The organism is Marininema mesophilum (assembly GCF_900106775.1).
Taxonomy (GTDB): Bacteria; Bacillota; Bacilli; order Thermoactinomycetales; family DSM-45169; genus Marininema; species Marininema mesophilum.
In genome coordinates this window covers 176360-193429 of sequence record NZ_FNNQ01000004.1, presented here as the reverse complement: position 1 = coordinate 193429, position 17070 = coordinate 176360, and the positions used below count along the sequence as shown (strand labels likewise).

The 17070-nt window shown below is 45.5% G+C and carries 20 protein-coding genes and 2 tRNA genes; 1 reads left to right on the top strand and 21 read right to left on the bottom strand.

From position 1 onward, the window contains the following. Positions 1 to 8: 8 nt before the first annotated feature. The 10 genes from BLV90_RS05725 to BLV90_RS15950 form a co-directional block, all read right to left on the bottom strand. Entirely contained in the window at positions 9 to 764 is a 756-nt protein-coding gene (locus BLV90_RS05725) for a heptaprenyl diphosphate synthase component 1 (RefSeq protein ID WP_091737617.1), read from the bottom strand. An 83-nt stretch (positions 765 to 847) separates the two neighbouring features. Further along, positions 848 to 1333 carry a hypothetical protein gene (locus BLV90_RS05720; RefSeq protein ID WP_091737614.1) on the bottom strand — a complete coding sequence of 162 codons (486 nt, stop codon included), beginning with the start codon at positions 1331 to 1333 and terminating at the stop codon, positions 848 to 850. Between the two features lie 123 nt (positions 1334 to 1456). Next, on the bottom strand, positions 1457 to 1684 hold the full coding sequence (gene mtrB / locus BLV90_RS05715; protein ID WP_091737611.1) for a trp RNA-binding attenuation protein MtrB: 228 nt from the start codon (positions 1682 to 1684) through the stop codon (positions 1457 to 1459). A gap of 127 nt (positions 1685 to 1811) precedes the next feature. After that, positions 1812 to 1888 (bottom strand) — tRNA-Pro (locus tag BLV90_RS05710). A gap of 280 nt (positions 1889 to 2168) precedes the next feature. Further along, positions 2169 to 2245 (bottom strand) — tRNA-Pro (locus tag BLV90_RS05705). A gap of 86 nt (positions 2246 to 2331) precedes the next feature. Then, the gene (gene folE / locus BLV90_RS05700; RefSeq protein ID WP_091737608.1) at positions 2332 to 2910 is read right to left on the bottom strand and encodes a GTP cyclohydrolase I FolE; all 579 of its coding nucleotides are present in this window, start codon (positions 2908 to 2910) and stop codon (positions 2332 to 2334) included. Positions 2911 to 3053: 143 nt separating this feature from the next. After that, on the bottom strand, positions 3054 to 3329 hold the full coding sequence (locus BLV90_RS05695) for an HU family DNA-binding protein (RefSeq protein WP_091737604.1): 276 nt from the start codon (positions 3327 to 3329) through the stop codon (positions 3054 to 3056). A gap of 195 nt (positions 3330 to 3524) precedes the next feature. Further along, a complete protein-coding gene (gene spoIVA, locus BLV90_RS05690; RefSeq protein WP_091737601.1) occupies positions 3525 to 5003 on the bottom strand; it encodes a stage IV sporulation protein A in 1479 nt (492 codons plus the stop codon). Between the two features lie 470 nt (positions 5004 to 5473). Beyond that, the gene (locus BLV90_RS05685) at positions 5474 to 6181 is read right to left on the bottom strand and encodes a hypothetical protein (protein ID WP_091737597.1); all 708 of its coding nucleotides are present in this window, start codon (positions 6179 to 6181) and stop codon (positions 5474 to 5476) included. Between the two features lie 36 nt (positions 6182 to 6217). Continuing rightward, entirely contained in the window at positions 6218 to 6379 is a 162-nt protein-coding gene (locus tag BLV90_RS15950) for a DUF2768 family protein (protein ID WP_143035002.1), read from the bottom strand. Between the two features lie 145 nt (positions 6380 to 6524). On the opposite strand from BLV90_RS15950, the gene BLV90_RS05680 reads away from it, so the two are divergent. After that, positions 6525 to 7082, top strand: a complete 558-nt coding sequence (locus tag BLV90_RS05680; protein ID WP_091737594.1) for a hypothetical protein — start codon at positions 6525 to 6527, stop codon at positions 7080 to 7082. A 153-nt stretch (positions 7083 to 7235) separates the two neighbouring features. Here BLV90_RS05680 and BLV90_RS05675 read toward each other — a convergent pair whose 3' ends face one another. The 11 genes from BLV90_RS05675 to BLV90_RS16155 all read right to left on the bottom strand — a co-directional run bounded on the left by BLV90_RS05675 (position 7236) and on the right by BLV90_RS16155 (position 17033). Continuing rightward, on the bottom strand, positions 7236 to 8267 hold the full coding sequence (locus BLV90_RS05675) for an NAD(P)H-dependent glycerol-3-phosphate dehydrogenase (protein ID WP_091737591.1): 1032 nt from the start codon (positions 8265 to 8267) through the stop codon (positions 7236 to 7238). A gap of 40 nt (positions 8268 to 8307) precedes the next feature. After that, entirely contained in the window at positions 8308 to 8913 is a 606-nt protein-coding gene (gene plsY / locus BLV90_RS05670; protein WP_091737588.1) for a glycerol-3-phosphate 1-O-acyltransferase PlsY, read from the bottom strand. A gap of 27 nt (positions 8914 to 8940) precedes the next feature. After that, positions 8941 to 10257, bottom strand: coding sequence for a ribosome biogenesis GTPase Der (der, locus tag BLV90_RS05665; RefSeq protein WP_091737586.1), 1317 nt, complete (start codon positions 10255 to 10257; stop codon positions 8941 to 8943). 218 nt (positions 10258 to 10475) lie between these two features. Continuing rightward, complete coding sequence (locus BLV90_RS05660) at positions 10476 to 10673, bottom strand: capping complex subunit for YIEGIA (protein WP_091737583.1); 198 nt, start codon at positions 10671 to 10673, stop codon at positions 10476 to 10478. Further along, a complete protein-coding gene (locus BLV90_RS05655; RefSeq protein WP_091737580.1) occupies positions 10666 to 11586 on the bottom strand; it encodes a YIEGIA family protein in 921 nt (306 codons plus the stop codon). Before BLV90_RS05655 ends, BLV90_RS05660 begins: the two co-directional genes overlap by 8 nt. Before the next feature lie 6 nt (positions 11587 to 11592). After that, complete coding sequence (locus BLV90_RS05650) at positions 11593 to 12204, bottom strand: YphA family membrane protein (protein ID WP_091737576.1); 612 nt, start codon at positions 12202 to 12204, stop codon at positions 11593 to 11595. A 264-nt stretch (positions 12205 to 12468) separates the two neighbouring features. Beyond that, on the bottom strand, positions 12469 to 13614 hold the full coding sequence (gene rpsA / locus BLV90_RS05645) for a 30S ribosomal protein S1 (protein WP_091737573.1): 1146 nt from the start codon (positions 13612 to 13614) through the stop codon (positions 12469 to 12471). 182 nt (positions 13615 to 13796) lie between these two features. After that, entirely contained in the window at positions 13797 to 14387 is a 591-nt protein-coding gene (locus tag BLV90_RS05640; protein WP_091737570.1) for a lysophospholipid acyltransferase family protein, read from the bottom strand. Positions 14388 to 14390: 3 nt separating this feature from the next. After that, positions 14391 to 15071 (bottom strand): (d)CMP kinase, encoded by a 681-nt coding sequence (gene cmk, locus BLV90_RS05635; protein ID WP_091737567.1) that lies wholly within the window; start codon positions 15069 to 15071, stop codon positions 14391 to 14393. A 295-nt stretch (positions 15072 to 15366) separates the two neighbouring features. Beyond that, the gene (gene ypeB / locus BLV90_RS05630; RefSeq protein ID WP_091737564.1) at positions 15367 to 16722 is read right to left on the bottom strand and encodes a germination protein YpeB; all 1356 of its coding nucleotides are present in this window, start codon (positions 16720 to 16722) and stop codon (positions 15367 to 15369) included. Between the two features lie 143 nt (positions 16723 to 16865). Continuing rightward, positions 16866 to 17033, bottom strand: a complete 168-nt coding sequence (locus tag BLV90_RS16155) for a hypothetical protein (protein WP_177167916.1) — start codon at positions 17031 to 17033, stop codon at positions 16866 to 16868. Between the last annotated feature and the right edge of the window lie 37 nt (positions 17034 to 17070).

Here is a 17070-nt window from a genome sequence, read left to right as displayed (position 1 = left end):
GAAATTCTTCACCCCTCCCTCACCATATATTCCTCTAGGCGATTGGGGAAGATATTACTATACTGTAGCACTTGGTACAGATCATGCCGCACTTCCAGTGGACGTACCTCTTTAATCAAGGAGAAGGTCTCCGCTGCCAATACTTCCACAAGGCCCTCAGGTAAGGATCGGACCCGTCCCAGCATCGGAGACGTTTCTTCAAGGAGAGAAAGTAATACTAAATGACTACCCAATCGAACCCATGGGTCTGAGCCCTGATCGTTCCCATAAAAAAAAGAAGCTAGTGCGGTAATTAAACCACCGTGGATCTGTTTAGATAGTTCTAACCAACAGGGCCAGGAAAATTCAGAGTTCTCGTTCATCGCATACCGTTCCATTTTGGCTTCGTTAACGTCGCAGATCGCCTTTGACAACGCAACAATGCCTTGGACCTCACCATGTTCAGCCAACTCACGATAATAGAGGCTACTAAAGTAATCACCTGTCAAAACTGCCAATTGACGAGCTCGCATACCGTCAGCAGACAACGCTCCTTCAGTTACTGATTCATGGACGTCCAAGCCCATCTGAAGGAGCGTTGCTGTTACACAATACCGATGGATACGCTCTGTTGGGAGTGTGCGGGTACGCAGCATAAGATGAAGCACCTGCACGAAGAAGAGGGGAACATCTTGTTTTCCTAGGTGTTTCTCTAAATATGAATATCGAGATTGACCCTGAATCTCTTCCACTATGCGGTTCAGATCGTCCTGTGTCGACGTCATGTTGCGCCTCCCATAAAAAGCAATCAAAATATGTGCAATCTTTCTCAGTATAACACATCTTCTAACTTCCAGCACAGCGGGAGTCAGCTCCCACCATGGTTAGTCACCCGAAACATCTCTGTCAGATATTGCGAAGCCATCGCGGAGGATGCTCTCTTCATCCCAGGATCACGTGCAAGATCTCCACGACTCGCCTTTAGTGAAAAGTTTTCTGATCGTCCTTCTACCTCCATGGTAAGCCTGTCCACATTGGACGTATCCACTAATAAGAAGCGGATAAGCGTTAACAGATCGCGATCCAGCTTCTTTCTTGCTTCAGAAGATGATAAAGACAGTGAAAGGTTTCCATTCTCCCATTCCACACGTTGTAGCCTCAATGTAGTAGACCGCTCGGATAGCAGATCCACTAAGTTGGTCTCCGTCAATCTAAGCGTGTTACCTGATCGAAAAGCAGGGACATCCCCTCGATTTTCTCCCTGTTCCTGTATCGCTGGAATCAGTGAGAGTAGAGAAATCACCATCACCGATAGAAAGATAGAGGCAAATAGACGACGGCCCAGATTCAACATAGGCACCCTCCTTGTCTCTCCTCATTTCATTGTATCGGTGATCTCGTTCATTCATTCCGCTCTAGCAGAAGATTTTCAATAAGCCTCAGCCTATTACAGATCTACCGCCGACTGAAAGCTCACTTAATCCTTATTCGTTTCTACAGTACCGAAGGGAGTGATGATCTCTGCATTGCCCCGCACCTTTACTGCCGAGGTATGTTCAGTAAACTGGACAACCATCACTTCTCCTTTGTCTAGCTTTTCAGAATGGTGAAATCGCGTATCTTTTCCTCGCGTTAAACCGATCACATTCACACCATTCTCCTGGGCCTTAACGATAAAATAATCTTCATTTGTTGAATTTGCCACGAAGAACCCTCCTTATATATACAATCTAATTTTCACCTCATGATGTCCCAAATATAAGGGCTTGTCAAACAAACCACCGAAGAAGCAAACGAAAAAAGCCCTCATTGAATGAGGACCTTTTACCGGTTGGTCGGGCTAGCCGGATTTGAACCGACGACCTCTTGCGCCCCATGCAAGCACGCTACCAAGCTGCGCCATAGCCCGAAAAACAAACTTATGTATTAGTGCAACCCTTTTTATTATATCCCTGAACCTCTCCCCTGTCAAGAATAATATCGTTAGTTTCCATTGCTATTTTTAAAGTGAGCAGATGATAACTAACTCTTTTATATTTAAACAAATCAAGCAATCCATCCTATGACGAAATTAAAAATGCAATGACCCCTAAAAGTAGATTCACTAACAAAGTGTGTCTACTTTTAGGGGTCAATTTCGTTCACCGTTAACAATAAAAGCCCTCATAAGACAAGGGTATTCATTCAGTTGGTCGGGCTAGCCGGATTTGAACCGACGACCTCTTGCGCCCCATGCAAGCGCGCTACCAAGCTGCGCCATAGCCCGGCGATCCCCCGAACACTTCACTTATCGAAGCGACAAATATTACTTTATCTCGGATTGTACAAAGTGTCAAGAGATTAGCCGGGTTGTTACCCTCTTTTTCCACCGATTCCGATTAAGCTAAAGGCTTCTGCTCGAACAGCTGGATCTTTTTCAAAAACACCCCGCACTGCAGAGGTAACGGTCATCGCTCCTGGTTTTTTCACGCCACGCATCGTCATACACATATGCTCCGCCTCCACAACGACAATCACTCCATGGGGCTCTAGGGTTTCCATAATGGAGTTGGCCAATGTGTAGCTGATTCTCTCTTGCAATTGTGGGCGACGGGCGATATCATCCACTGCTCGCGCAAGTTTAGATAATCCCGTTACACGACCACTCTTCGGAATATAGCCTACATGTGCACGACCATAGAAGGGAACTAAGTGATGTTCACACATGGAGAAAAAAGAGATATCCTTCACAAGAACTAATTCTTCATGATCTTCACTAAAAATCGTTCCAAAATGCTTCTTTGGATCCTCCCCTAAACCAGAAAACACTTCGGCATACATACGGGCTACGCGTGCGGGCGTGTCCAATAACCCTTCACGATCTGGATCTTCACCTACAGCTTCAAGGATCATTCGTACAGCTTGCTGAATTTTTTCGTGATCGACATTCATATCGAAGAAGCCTCCCATTCATGCCCTATATAATAAACAAAGGCCCCGTAGGGCCTGTGATCGAACCTTGATGCTCAGCCGACCAGCATTTGAAACGTAAGTGTTCTAGGGTGAGAACTATGTACCCAACCCTCATGTAGAGGTTAAGTGTTCACATCGTCCTTCAGCGCTTTTCCTGGTTTGAAAGCAGGAACTTTGCTGGCGGCGATTTGAATTTCTTCACCGGTCTGCGGGTTGCGGCCCTTACGAGCAGCACGCTCCCGAACTTCAAAGTTACCAAAACCAATGAGTTGAACTTTGTCACCGCTACGCAGTGCGTCTGTAATTGTGTTAAATACAGCATCCACCGCCTGGGTGGCATCTTTCTTGGTCAAGTTGGTCTTTTCAGCGACCTGTGCAATTAGTTCTGTTTTGTTCACAAGTGACCCTCCTCTCACGTTCATTCCTACAACAATGATGCACGGTTCGTCCGCATTCTATACATGCTTTGTCCGTGTTAAGGGACAAACCTATAGTAATACACAAAAGCGGGGAAATTCAAGTGTTTACGCGGTTTATCAGCCAAAAAAACAAAAAAGCACTCCAATGAGCGCTTTTTCAGGGCAAAAGGTGGCTTATAAAATGATCGCAATAAGCCCTCCGGATCCCTCATTGATGATTCTCTCTAAGGTCTCTTGCAATTTATATCGAGCGTTTTCTGGCATCATGGATAGTTTGGCTTGAATCCCCTCCCGTACGATGGAATGAAGGGAACGGCCAAAGATATCAGACTCCCAAATGGAGAGCGGATCTTGTTCAAATTCCCGCATGAGATAGTTGACTAGTTCCTCGGATTGCCGCTCTGAACCAATGATCGGCGCAAATTCAGAATTAACACCTACCCGGATCATATGAATCGAAGGTGCCGTTGCCTTAAGGCGAACACCAAAGCGAGGTCCCTGTTTAATCAGCTCGGGCTCATCCAGTGCCATCTCCTCTATGGTTGGGGCTGCGATACCATAACCTGTCGTACGCACCATCTGGAGCGCCTCAGCTACCTTATCGTACTCTCGTTTGGCATTGGAGAACTCCTGCATCAATTCTAAGAGGTGATCCTTCCCTCGAATAGATACCCCAACGACGTCGGTTAGAATCTGATCATAAAGCTCATCCGGAGCATAGAGATCAATCTCTGCAACGCCCTGCCCCATGTCCATACCAGAAAGACCTGCTCGATCGATAAAATCATATTCGGTAAATAAGCCAACCACTGCGTCCACATCACGCAAACGCCGGATATCCTTGACTGTTTCTCGGACGGAATTTTCAAACTCTCTTCTGAGCCAATGCTCCTCGTCCAGAATCATTACCCAACTAGGCAGGTTCACATTCACTTCATGAACGGGAAATTCATAGAGTACCTCTTTCAATACTGCATAGACATCCTCTTCCCCGATAGTGGCTACACTCATCGCAAGAACAGGGATATCGTACTTCTCAATAAGAGAATCCCTTAGGTATTGTGTATCTTCACTGTAGGGACGAGTGGAATTTAATACGAGGATGAAGGGCTTACCTACTTCCTTCATCTCCTCGATAATCCGCTCCTCCACTTCCTCGTATTCTTTACGAGGAATGTCGGTAATGGATCCATCGGTTGTTACAACGACACCTAATGTAGAATGCTCCTGGATCACTTTCCGTGTACCTATTTCGGCAGCCTCTTGGAAAGGAATGGGCTCATCATACCAGGGAGTATTGATCATCCGTGGACCTGCTTCATCCTCGTACCCACGTGCGCCATTAATAGCATATCCGACACAATCAACGAGTCGGACATTAATATCAATCCCTTCATTCACATGGAGCTGAACGGCTTGATTGGGAACAAACTTTGGCTCTATCGTTGTAATTGTTTTACCAGCACCGCTTTGGGGAAGCTCATCAGTCGCCCTCATGCGGTCGGCTTCCTCACTAATATTGGGGATCACCACTTGCTCCATAAATCGTTTAATAAATGTGGATTTTCCTGTGCGTACGGCACCGACGACGCCCAGGTAGATGTCTCCTCCCGTTCGCTCTGCAATATCTTTGAAGATATCAACCTTCTTCACGAAAACCCCTCCTTCAAATAGTCCGACTCCGCCTTTTCTCGTCGGTGCGAAAGCGAACCGCCTTCATCATACGCTTCCGTATATACTAGACACTATAAATATATGAGGGCGGAGGCTTATTATGATTCCACTTGAAACTTTCGTCTCCCAAGCTCCGACTCTACGGAATCCCTCCCAGTGGAAATGTCGCATCAACACTCCGTAAAACCTAACCCAGACAGCAATTGAAGAAATAGGACTTGACGTCATCCTCCTGTGAAGGTCTCAAGTTTCGGATAGACTTACTGCAGATTTCTGATTCTAGCGGAAGCCCGTACAGGACACCGTTGTCAGGAGTATATTCGTGATTAGGTATAAAAAGAAGCAGATTCCAAAATGGATTCTGCTTCTTTTTCTTATATGAGATTTAAACCTATATTTTCGCATTACATTTGCTTTAGTTGCGGAATGTAAAGATATGTAATTCCTACTTATTCAGGCTGGAATACAGGATCTTTGCCCTTGTTAATCATTTTTGGAGAATAGGCAGGTACAAAGAGAGAGTCCTTCCAAAGGAGCTCACGCAAATCCTTATGAATAGAAGGTTTCTTTTTTTCATTTTCCAAGGCTTGCATCACTTCTGAACGGTAGTCAATAAAGAGCTGACCTTTTTTATCAAGGATAATAGGAAGTTTGATCTGGCTATGGTAAGGACTTGGAATCAGCAATGGATCCGCATCAAGGGATTTGAAATCCAATGAATAAAAACCTCCTCCTTCTTTTTTACCAAAAGGAAGCTTTTTTTCTCGATCCTTGTAAGCGTTTACTTTCACCTGCAAATCCCGTATCTTATCCGTGACCCTCAGATCCATCACTCGAACCTTTGGACGCTTACCTGGATCCGCTATCACAAAGACGTAGCGACCACCCTTCTCAAAGGAGTTGCTAGGAGAATCCGCTAGATAACCCTTTAACTTATCAAAATCGATGAGGTATTTTTGATACAATGAAGGACCCTGAGCAGATTTAAGGGGCAAAACAGGGGTACCCTTCACATATTCATCAATCGCAGTTTGGACCTGTTGTACTTCCTGTGGCAAATTTTTTGCTGTTCGTTCATTAAATTCATCGGTACGTACACAGCCTGTCACCAATAGGAGAATCAATAGCAATCCTGCCACCCATATTCGTTGCTTCATCTCTCTGTCCCCCAGTCTTGATGCACTCATCTCTGGCTACAACAATGCTCTAATCCCAAACAAAAAAGCTGGGATGAGTAAAAGAAAAGCCGTAATCGATAAAACAACCCGAATCCAACCTTTGCTCAACTGACGCGTCCACACAATAGTGAAATTGGCCAATAACAACAAGACAATAGCAATAAACGACTCCATCATAAAGATTCACCTTCTTTTCCTTTCCATGTATCCTCAGTATAGCAAATCCACATCTGCCTACCAATCATAAGGGCGATTGTCCTAGATCGATGATGGGATATTAGCATAGGATAGGGAGACAACAGCCCGAAGGGGAGGATAAGTAATGAGTAGCCCCGTTAGGCAAAACCGCCAGTCGCCTACAAAACGCACCCGGGCAAACCGGCCAAAGAAAGTCCCTAAGTCCGTAAGATCTTCTCAGTCATCTAATCGTCCACCAAAGAAGTTAGAACCTGAGCGAAGCTCACCAGCTGGAAAGAAAGAAACTCCAACGTTTACTACACCCAACTTAGCCAATGTGATAAGCAGTTTCTACACCATTCGCTCTACTGTTCAACAATTAAGTGATTCTCTACAGCGGATGGAAAAAATCATGAGCAACGCTTATCAAATGTTTGAGATTGCAAACACCTTTATGGGCCGCCGTAATGCACCCGGACTATTTGGAGGCCCAAGACGTCGCCCTCGTCTGCGCCTGATCAAACCACCCGAAGAGGATGGAGAGATCCCACGACTCAATTTGCCAGATGAACTTCCTAGAGGCGGCGGCGGTTCCTTTGGCATCAGTCAAATATTCAAATTGATCCAATCTCCCATTGTGCAACAACTTCTTTCTGGTATGGCAAAAACATCGGAACAAGAATCCAAACAAAAGCAGGGGTAACGCGAAATCCGCGTTACCCCTGCTCTCTGATCCCCAGCCGTCCCGAGAGGTAACTGGTCCCTACTTCCCCCGGTCAAACTTATTTCCGACTGATGAATCAGAGCCTCTTACAGCGTATGATAACGCTCTTTTCCTTGCGACAATTCCGTTCTTTCAATAGCTGAGCTTAATCATCTCTTCCATCTCATCCGTCATGTCTCGCGCCATCAAATCCTCCACTGCACGGCGAGGATCTTTACCCTCAAAAAGAACCTTGCTCAGTTCCTCAGTAATCGGCATTTCAACCCCATGCTTCTGTGCAAGGCGGTAGGCTGCCTGTGTAGTTTTTACCCCTTCCACAACCATCCCCATCTGCTGTAGCATCTCATCAAGGCTATAACCCTGACTGAGCAGGTTTCCAGCGCGCCAATTACGGCTATGTTTGCTTGTGCAAGTCGCAACGAGATCTCCTACCCCAGATAGACCAGCAAATGTTATCGGCTTAGCATCCATCGCCATCCCTAAACGGGCCATCTCCGCTAACCCTCGGGTGATCAATGCCGCTTTTGCATTATCTCCAAATCCAAGTCCATCCGAGAGACCAGCTCCAAGAGCGATAATATTTTTTAATGAACCACCGATCTCTACCCCAATCACATCAGGGTGAGTATAGACGCGTAGCGTAGAGTTGTTCAACAAGGCTTGCGTCCGTTCTGCTGCCTCAGAATTTTCTGAAGCCACGACGACAGTCGTAGGTGAATGACAGATTACCTCCTCGGCGTGACTTGGCCCAGACAACACCGCAACTCGATTAGCCACACCCGATGGAAGCTCTTCCTGGAGTACTTCGGTGATTCTTTTTAATGATGAGAGTTCAAATCCTTTGGCCGCATGGGTCACTAGTGCCTCTGATGAAAGGTGGGGAGCTACTTCTCGAGCAACCTCTCGCACAGATTGGGAAGGAACCACCATAAGGATAAACTCCCTCCCGGTTACAGCCTCTACAAGAGAATGGGTCGCACAAAGCGCGCTTGGCAATTTGGCACCAGGTAGATACTTCGAGTTGGTACGGTGTAGGTTAATCTCCACAGCAGCATCTTCTCGCCGAGCCCAAAGCATCACGTCATGTCCATTCTCTGCAAGTACCGATGCTAAGACAGTTCCCCAACTCCCCGCTCCCAACACAGCCGTTTTCTGCAAGGTCATTCCCCTTCCTCCATCTCCCTACAAGATGATTCTTCCCCTCTTAGTTCTGGGGTTTAGAAGAGCTAACTTTACTCTCCGTACCCTTGGCTAGACGTTGGATGTTGGTCCAATGGCGGACAAAGGCCATCACTGTGATCAGCAGACTTAAGTAAATATAGGATGTAGGATAATCCAATACGGCAATCATCACAGGTAAACTCGCAGCAAAAATCAAGGAGCCCAGGGATACATAACGAGTCAAGATAACAGCAATGATCCCAATGACTCCTGAAATTAAGGTAGCAGTAAATGTTAGCAGAGCAGTAACCCCAATCGTTGTCGCAATTCCTTTTCCACCACGGAAGCCATGAAAAATCGGCCAATTATGGCCAAAGATAGCAGCTAAACCACATACCATCATGATCGTAGAGCCGGTACCCAACCAGTACGCTATCCCTACAGCGACCATCCCTTTTGATACATCAAGAATAAAAACAAGGATTGCAGGACCTTTGCCCACTACACGTAGCATGTTTGTGCTACCTGCGTTCCCGCTCCCCCGCTCCCGTATATCATAACCTTTAGTTAAACGAGTAATACAATAGCTAAAACTGATGGAACCCAACAGATAAGCAACTACAATTGCAATAATCGACATTCCAGTCATGGAGTCTCCTCTCTTCTCTCTATGACTTTAGTCTTTTCGACTACGTAACATGAGACGAATAGGTGTTCCTTCAAAGCCCAGGGCCTCTCGAAGTTGGTTTTCTAAATAGCGCACATAACTGAAGTGGACCAATTCTGGATCATTTGCAAAGATGACAATAGCAGGCGGTTTCACAGCCACTTGTGTTGCATAAAGAATTTTTACGCGCTTCCCCTTCACTGATGGGGGTGGCGTTGACACCGTTGCATCCTGAATCACCTGATTCAAGACCGATGTGGATACTCGGTGGGCATGAGTTTCAGCTACTTCCTTTACTTTAGGAAGTACTTGGTGGATGCGCTGACCGGTTTTCGCAGAAATAAACAATACCGGAGCATAAGACATAAACGCGAAGTGATCCTCTACTTCCATACGGAAACGCTTCATTGTCTTCTCATCTTTATCTACGGCATCCCACTTATTGACCACAAATACAACGGCCCGTCCTGCTTCATGGGCAATCCCTGCCACCTTTTTGTCCTGTTCTGCGATGCCACCTGCTCCATCAAGGACTATAATGACGACATCCGAGCGCTCAATCGCTCGTAAAGCCCGTAGCACACTGTATTTTTCCGTCGATTCGTACACTTTCCCACGCTTCCGCATTCCAGCAGTATCGACAATAACATAATCCTGCCCATGGGCACGTAAGGGGGTATCTACTGCGTCCCGTGTTGTTCCTGCGACAGGACTGACGATTACTCGCTCAGCTCCGAGTAATCGATTAACGAGGGAAGATTTACCCACATTGGGCCGTCCAATAACGGATACACGAATGGTGTCCTCATCATACTCAACCTCTTCACTCTCTGGTAAATGGGCCACAACTTCATCCAGAAGATCCCCACTTCCAGTTCCATGAAGGGAAGAAACAGCAATAACCGCTTCAAAGCCAAGCTCATAAAATTCATAGATGTCTTCATGGTGCTTAACATGATCCATCTTGTTAACCGCAAGGACTACCTTTTTATCCGCACGATGCAACATCAATCCCACTTCACGATCCGTAGCAGTCAGACCGTTACGACCATCCACCACAAAAATAATCACATCGGCTTCTTCGATAGCAAGCTCCGCCTGATGGCGAATATGTTCAATTACTTCATCTTGATCATCAAATTCCAAGCCACCCGTATCAATTAGATGAAAAGATTGACCTGACCAATCCCCTTTACTGTAAATACGGTCCCGGGTAATCCCCGGCTTATCCTCAACAATCGCAATTCGTTCTCCTGCGATCCGGTTGAACAACGTTGACTTACCAACGTTTGGTCGACCAACAATCGCTACGACAGGCAAACTCATTCCTTCGTCCACTCCTCATCACTCATAAAAAGGCTTCTCGTCTAGATAATAACGAGATTTTCCATTGGTCCTACCAATTTATAGCCTATTGGACATTCCACTGCTTTCATTATTAAAGATTAGGTTGGTAATCACAAAGATTCAATCGCAAATATGATTCTACCACATCACACGCTTTGTTCCTATCACTGGATTCATCACCCCGTTTCCTATCAGGTTTACACGTGATAAACAATGAGCAATGTGTGCTCATTCAATTGATGAACCATCCCATCTAGAATTTTTTCCAAGGTAAATGCTGTATCTTGACGTTCCTTTGCTCCTGGAACGATAAAAACAGGGACTCCACCTGCTACTTGCCCTTCCTTCTCTGTAATCACAGCTAATATCTTATTATTACCATTGGACTCAGCCACTCTTTTTCCCTCCACGAAACATCTTTAGACCTTCAGTCGGGGTTCGAACAGCACTCTCCAATACAGGAACATTACGAATCACTTGTAAAACCTGCTCTGGTTCCTTCTCTTCGGGGAGACACAATATCCCGAGTCGACCATCCTCCATATCCCGTTTGGAAAGAGGAATAAGAGACGGCTCTCCTGTATCTCGAAAAACCCCTAATACCACGCTTAAATCATGCAAAATTGCCTGCCGCTGCCCTAAGTTAGCCAGGGTAATTCGGCTATCTTTACTTGCAGGACTAACCACAACCCCGATCCCTCTATTCATGATGCGTTTCCGATTATCCTCTAAACCAATGTTCATCAGGTAAATATCATCCACATAGAGACTAGGACCTTCCATCCGAAGCTTCCCCAATTCCACAGAAGTAATCTGGCCTAAGTATTTCCCAGAACGCAGGATCCCTGCCACCCCAATCAATGCCAAACCCAATAATACCCCTGCCCATAGATGGATCTCGATCACCGCTAACGAGCAAAGAAATGCGGCCATAATCACTGCATAATTTCTGCCTTCAAAGGCTAATGCAATCCCTTCAATATAAGAAGAGCCACGGGGAACCAATTCATCTTCCTCCAAATGGGCCAGTGTCTCTCGTTCCATATTGCGTACTTCACGAAATTGTTGCGCTGCCAACGCGAGGAAAGTAACCGCAGTATACTGTTTCTCAATCAATGCAGGCACCGCGACTGCCCCCATCCCCGCCGCGATAAACCCCAAAGAGATATGAATGAGTTGCCCGTGGAGATACGTAGGATACTGTCTATAATCCGTACGGAGCATACGTAAGCGGACAATAACACCAACCACTACCCCGACGATGATAGCTCCTGTATACGAATTAAGCAAAGAAAACCAATGCTCCATCTCTAATCACTCTCCTTCCTCGGTGCTTCTGTGTAGACGATTTGCCACCCATTGCTTCACGCAGTGAAAAATAACCCATCCCGTTAAGCCACACCAAAGAAAGTCTCTTATCACACCACTCCCAAACTGGAGTGGGCTCATCTTCCCCCAGTGATATAGTAGGCCCATCGCATCTCCGAGCAAGATACCACCAGTCCAGCCCGCGACTCGTTCATTTAAGCTTGAAGCCCCTGTCATCATGACACTTGCCAACAAAATCCCCGCAACAACTGACCATACAAGTTGTTCGTTTGCAGGAAAGGACCAGAGACACTCCTCTATCAAAAAAAAGAGCGACCCTATAAAGATTAGTACCGAACTTGTAGCTAATCGCTGCATCCCCTTTTTTTTCATCAACAAATGAATTACGAAGGGGACTAATAATAACACACCTACATGTACCTCCAATGAAGGGGTGATGGCCCATATCGTACCTGTAAAGGCGATTTGCAATAACAAGCCATAAAAGACCCCCCGTCTACTCAACTGAAGCTCTTGTTCCAAGCCAGCAAACCATCCCGTTCTAAACAATACAGCTAAAGAACTCATACAGATTAATGCCAAGCTTCCGTGTGTCATTTCTCCCCCTCCTTCCATTCATTCTGTAGTATGTCTTTTACACACCCGCTTTACAAAAAAAGACCTAACGATGGCCACCATAAAAAAAGGGATGTGTACTGGAATCCTCCCACAGTAATCGAGGATTCCAGTACACATCCCGCCAATACCACATACGTTCCAAACCTATTTAAACGATTGAAGCCCGGTGATCACCGGGCTTCAATCGTTTAACCATCATATGTGGCTTCTTTTATTCATGGATCTTCCCAGACCAATCAGGGATTATTTCAAACGGCGCAATTTATCGCCGAATACGTCTCCCAAAGTAACGTTCATGCCGTTGTTATTATCTAGATTTTCGAGCTCCTGTCGATCTGCTTCTTGTTCAGCTTCCTTGATTGAGAGGCTGATCCGCTTTTGTTCAGGTTGCATATCCAGAATTTTCACTTGTACTTCTTGACCTTCTTCAAGCACCTCATTAGGAGAAGCAATATGGCGACGAGAAATCTGGGAGATATGAACCAGACCCTCTACTCCACTGTGCACTTCAACAAATGCACCGAAGGAGACAAGACGTTTAACCTTTCCTTTGACAATAGCACCTGTTTTAAGAACTTCAGATACTTGATCCCATGGACCTGCCAAAGTTTCTTTAATAGAAAGGCTAATACGCTCTTTCTCTTTATCCACTTTCAATACTTTAACTTTTACTTTATCTCCCTCAGTCAATGCTTCGGAAGGATGTTCCACACGGGTCCAAGCTAGTTCAGAAACATGAACTAAACCGTCCACGCCACCGATATCTACAAAAGCACCAAAATCAGTGATGCGTTGTACAGTACCCTCTATCACTTGACCTGTTTCAAGGCTGTCAAGGGTTTCATCCTTTTTGCGATCCAACTCTTCATCGAGTACTGCTTTACGGGAGAGGATCAGTTTGTTTTTAGCAGGATCAATCTCAACCACCTTCAAGGTAAGAGTACGCCCTTTATAATCTGAGAAATCTTCTACAAAATGACGCTCTACCAAAGAGGCAGGAATAAAGCCACGCACACCTAAATCAACAACTAGACCACCTTTAACGACATCCGCTACTTCTGCTTCTAGCGTGTTGCCGTTTTCAAATTTCTCTTGAAGTTGATCCCATGCGCGGTCAGCATCTACTGCTTTTTTGGAAAGAACGAGCTTATCTTCTTCATCGTTGAGGCGTAGGACTTTCACTTCCACTTCATCCCCTTCAGAAAGGGCGTCGGACGCTTTGTCCACGTGCAGGCTGGACAGTTCCGAGATCGGGATGACACCGTCGAATTTGTAGTTGACATCAACCAAGACCTGATTGTCTTCTACTTTCGTCACTTTACCTTTGACGATATCACCGCGGTTCAGCGAAGTTACTTCTGCCATTTCCGATTTCATTTCTTCCACCATGACGACAACCTCCTCGTTTACCTGCGTACTAATCAACACTATCTATAACTAGAACAAATGAAATTAAGAAAATCAAGTCTTAATTTCATTAATCCTATCTAAGTATCCTCCTGCTAGGCGTCAAGACCCTCAGGATGGTGAAAAACCATGGTAAACTTGTTGAAATACCCCTGTTTGATGAGTTACTTAGAATGACTCTTCGATAGCAAAGTAGCGATTTCATTCATGGTATGCTCCATCGCTGCCTCTACTGACTCTGTGTTTATTCCTTTCTCTCGATAAGGGGTTAGATCAATTGGTTCGCCGAAGACTATCTTCACTCGTCGAAATATTCGGTAAGGACCCGTAATCGCACCGGGAACAATGACTGCGTCAGAACGTAAAGTGATAAACGCTGCTCCAGTATGCCCTTTCCCTAATTGTCCCGTTTTAGAACGGGTCCCTTCAGGAAAGATACCCAGTACTCGCCCTTCCTTAAGTAGCTCCAGGGATTTTTTTAGCGCCCCTCTATCACCTGATCCACGACTGATAGGATAAGCACCGAGACTTGGAAGTAGTCGCCCTAACAAAGGAATCGAAAATAATTCCTTCTTTGCCATAAAATGAACCTTCCGGGATACCGAGCTCCCCAATAAAGGGGGGTCCAAGTTGTTAATATGATTGCAACAAATAACAACGGGCCCTTCAACTGGAATGTTCCCAGCTCCTTCAATTTCCCACCGAAAAAAAAGACGAAAAAATGTTCGACAAATCGATCGGCCTATATGATACATAGTCTACTCCCCACTGCCCACATTGGTTCGGCAATACTGTAAAATCCGCCCAATTACGTCATTAATCGAAAGGCCAGTGGTATCTAGGTGGATCGCGTCCTCAGCCGGTCTCAAGGGAGAGTGTTCACGGTTTTTATCTTTCTCATCCCGTAAACCAATCTCTTTTTTCAATTGCTCCAAATCCACTTTAAAGCCACGGCGGACCATCTCTTGATACCGTCTACGAGCTCTCTCCTCAATGGAAGCGGTAAGAAATATTTTCACCTCGGCGTCTGGTAACACATGGGTACCGATGTCTCGGCCATCCATGACCACTCCACCTCTACGCCCCATCTCCCGTTGTTTATCTACGAGAACCTCACGAACTTTACTCTGACCTGCAATTGTTGAAACATTTGATGTCACCTCTGGAGAACGAATCTCCTCAGATACGGTTGTACCATCCACCCAGACATCGCTTCCCTTCACATCCATAGAGAGACGAAGGTCTGTATTTTTCGCCATTTGGGTGATGGCATCCTCATGAGTGAGATCCACTCCATTGGTAAGAGCTTTCCAGGTGATTGCACGGTACATGGCACCTGTGTCTACATAAGTAAGACCCAATTGCTTCGCCACCTGACGAGCTACTGTACTTTTGCCGGCGCCCGCCGGACCATCGATTGCTACAGATAATTGCTTCATCTACAAAGGTCCTCCTACAGCCGGATAAAATACATCGAGCAGGCGTTGCCTGCTCGATGGTGGATGAAGAATATTGGTTTCATCGCGCGTATCAAGGTTGAGCTCCCTGATGGAAAACTCCGGCCAGCAACAACCGCGAATATGACTGGATTCGCTATGTATTCCATTGTATCAATTCGTCCTTAGAATACCATAACGAACCCCTTCTTGCAATCATTACAACTCAATTAACTGGCTTCAATCGACCTTCACTCAAAAAAAAGTTTGGGCCTTTTTTAGGCCCAAACTTTTTCCATCAAAGCTCTTTCATTGTACCATTCTCTTTTATTTTCTCGACATACTCTTCATCGCCGCTCTTTGCATTAATGAAGACACGGTATCTAATTTTGTCCAGCTGCCCCATAAATTCATAGCAGAGCACTTCGCCACCTTGATCCCCGTAAATCACCGCTGTACGGACCTTTTGCACCTTTAAGTGGGTATTAACGCTTTTGCGTGCCTGCGCTTGGGTTAGAGTTGGTTTTGTTTTAAAGGTAGCTAGGTGATTAAACACATATTGATCTGCACGGAATCCGGTGATTTCTCCATTATCCATGGCAACCTTTACCGATACCGATTCAGGATAAAACAACGTTCCATTTGCATTGCGTACAAAGGTGAAAACGGCGAAGTTCCCTGATTGACCGTAGGAGATAAGCTCCATTTGGGGATAACCTAAACGATCTAGAAATGAAACCGCTTCACCTTGTGCATTCTGGGGGGAAAGTTTTCGTTGGTTCACCTGGCGATCATAGTCCATCCAAAGTACATATCCCCCCTTTTGCGTAAGGTCTCCAGTGACCTGCTTCCCATTCTTTTCTTGTAGGCGAATACTATAGACAGGGTAATTACCATTGTTTGATTTACTTACTTTGATTCCTTGAATATTTGGCCGCTCCAGGATATCTGCGATCTTTTCTTTTACCTCGGTAGGAGTCACTGTTTCTCCTTTAATGCGCGCATACAATTTACGCTGGTCTTGCTCTGGATTTTTTACTGCTGGGCCTAGATCCACTTCGGAGAAGCCCTCGGATAATTTATCCACCTTCTTGAATCCAGAAATTAAATCGTTTCCTTTGCCATCCTGGTTTTTTTCAGAAAAAGCACGTTCTACATCCATCCATTGAAGGTTATTGTTGAGCGCTTTATTTTGTACAGTTTTGAGATCTCCTTGAACGGTATTCGTGTTTTGATACAAACTATTTAACGTTGCGTATTCTTTTTGCGTTAAGGGTTTTTTATTAAGATCACGCACCCCTGTTCTATAAGCAAAGGTACCTAGTCTTCCGAGAAACTTCTCTGTTTTATCCGTAGGCATCTGGGATAGGGGAAGTTGACTTAAATCTCGCTGTGCCGCATAGCAGAGCCTCCAAACATTGCTCAACGAAGTGGAAAGCTGCTTTTGAGAATTAAGTGCACGCGTTTTTCCCAATTCGTCTTGTAGCTTATCAACATGGAAGTTTAGATCATGAAAAGCCCGTTGATACTGGTTCTCTGACTGAACAAGTAGTTTCCTTTTATCTTGGTTCACCTGATAACCCCACACACCGAGCCCAATCGCCACTACTAACGCGATGGGAAGGAGGACGGCAGCTATTCGTCTGTACGTCACGACAGAACCACTCCTTTAAGTTGCAAGAAGACGGCTGATCGAGAATGATCCTCTCATCTTCCCTTTAGAATTCTTACCGATAGTCTGACCTGCTTCACGTCCTTTATGCAAAAAAAGAAAGTGCCGGGTTGGCCACCTTCTTTTCATAACTTTTCACTAACAATCTCAAAATCCATCAGGTTGTCGCAGAGACATTGATTAAAGCCTGTCTCTACTCGCCCTTTCTTCTCTCGTCCCTTTAAGGTAAACCGTTCTCCGCATTGATTGCACCGAATTCGCACCAGATAACTACTCTCCTCCAAACTGTTCATCCTTCCCTCATAAACTCTCACTCCTCATTATTGTCTG

Coding starts and splice junctions, on each gene's coding strand:
- BLV90_RS05640 (WP_091737570.1), bottom strand. CDS start 14,387: ATGTATCATATAGGCCGATCGATTTGTCGAACATTTTTTCGTCTTTTT.
- folE (WP_091737608.1), bottom strand. CDS start 2,910: ATGAATGTCGATCACGAAAAAATTCAGCAAGCTGTACGAATGATCCTT.
- BLV90_RS15950 (WP_143035002.1), bottom strand. CDS start 6,379: ATGATGGAGTCGTTTATTGCTATTGTCTTGTTGTTATTGGCCAATTTC.
- BLV90_RS05675 (WP_091737591.1), bottom strand. CDS start 8,267: ATGACCTTGCAGAAAACGGCTGTGTTGGGAGCGGGGAGTTGGGGAACT.
- cmk (WP_091737567.1), bottom strand. CDS start 15,071: ATGAAGCAATTATCTGTAGCAATCGATGGTCCGGCGGGCGCCGGCAAA.
- BLV90_RS05680 (WP_091737594.1), top strand. CDS start 6,525: ATGAGTAGCCCCGTTAGGCAAAACCGCCAGTCGCCTACAAAACGCACC.
- der (WP_091737586.1), bottom strand. CDS start 10,257: ATGAGTTTGCCTGTCGTAGCGATTGTTGGTCGACCAAACGTTGGTAAG.
- BLV90_RS05650 (WP_091737576.1), bottom strand. CDS start 12,204: ATGACACACGGAAGCTTGGCATTAATCTGTATGAGTTCTTTAGCTGTA.
- plsY (WP_091737588.1), bottom strand. CDS start 8,913: ATGACTGGAATGTCGATTATTGCAATTGTAGTTGCTTATCTGTTGGGT.
- BLV90_RS16155 (WP_177167916.1), bottom strand. CDS start 17,033: ATGAACAGTTTGGAGGAGAGTAGTTATCTGGTGCGAATTCGGTGCAAT.
- BLV90_RS05725 (WP_091737617.1), bottom strand. CDS start 764: ATGACGTCGACACAGGACGATCTGAACCGCATAGTGGAAGAGATTCAG.
- BLV90_RS05655 (WP_091737580.1), bottom strand. CDS start 11,586: ATGGAGCATTGGTTTTCTTTGCTTAATTCGTATACAGGAGCTATCATC.
- BLV90_RS05685 (WP_091737597.1), bottom strand. CDS start 6,181: ATGAAGCAACGAATATGGGTGGCAGGATTGCTATTGATTCTCCTATTG.
- rpsA (WP_091737573.1), bottom strand. CDS start 13,614: ATGGTGGAAGAAATGAAATCGGAAATGGCAGAAGTAACTTCGCTGAAC.
- BLV90_RS05720 (WP_091737614.1), bottom strand. CDS start 1,333: ATGTTGAATCTGGGCCGTCGTCTATTTGCCTCTATCTTTCTATCGGTG.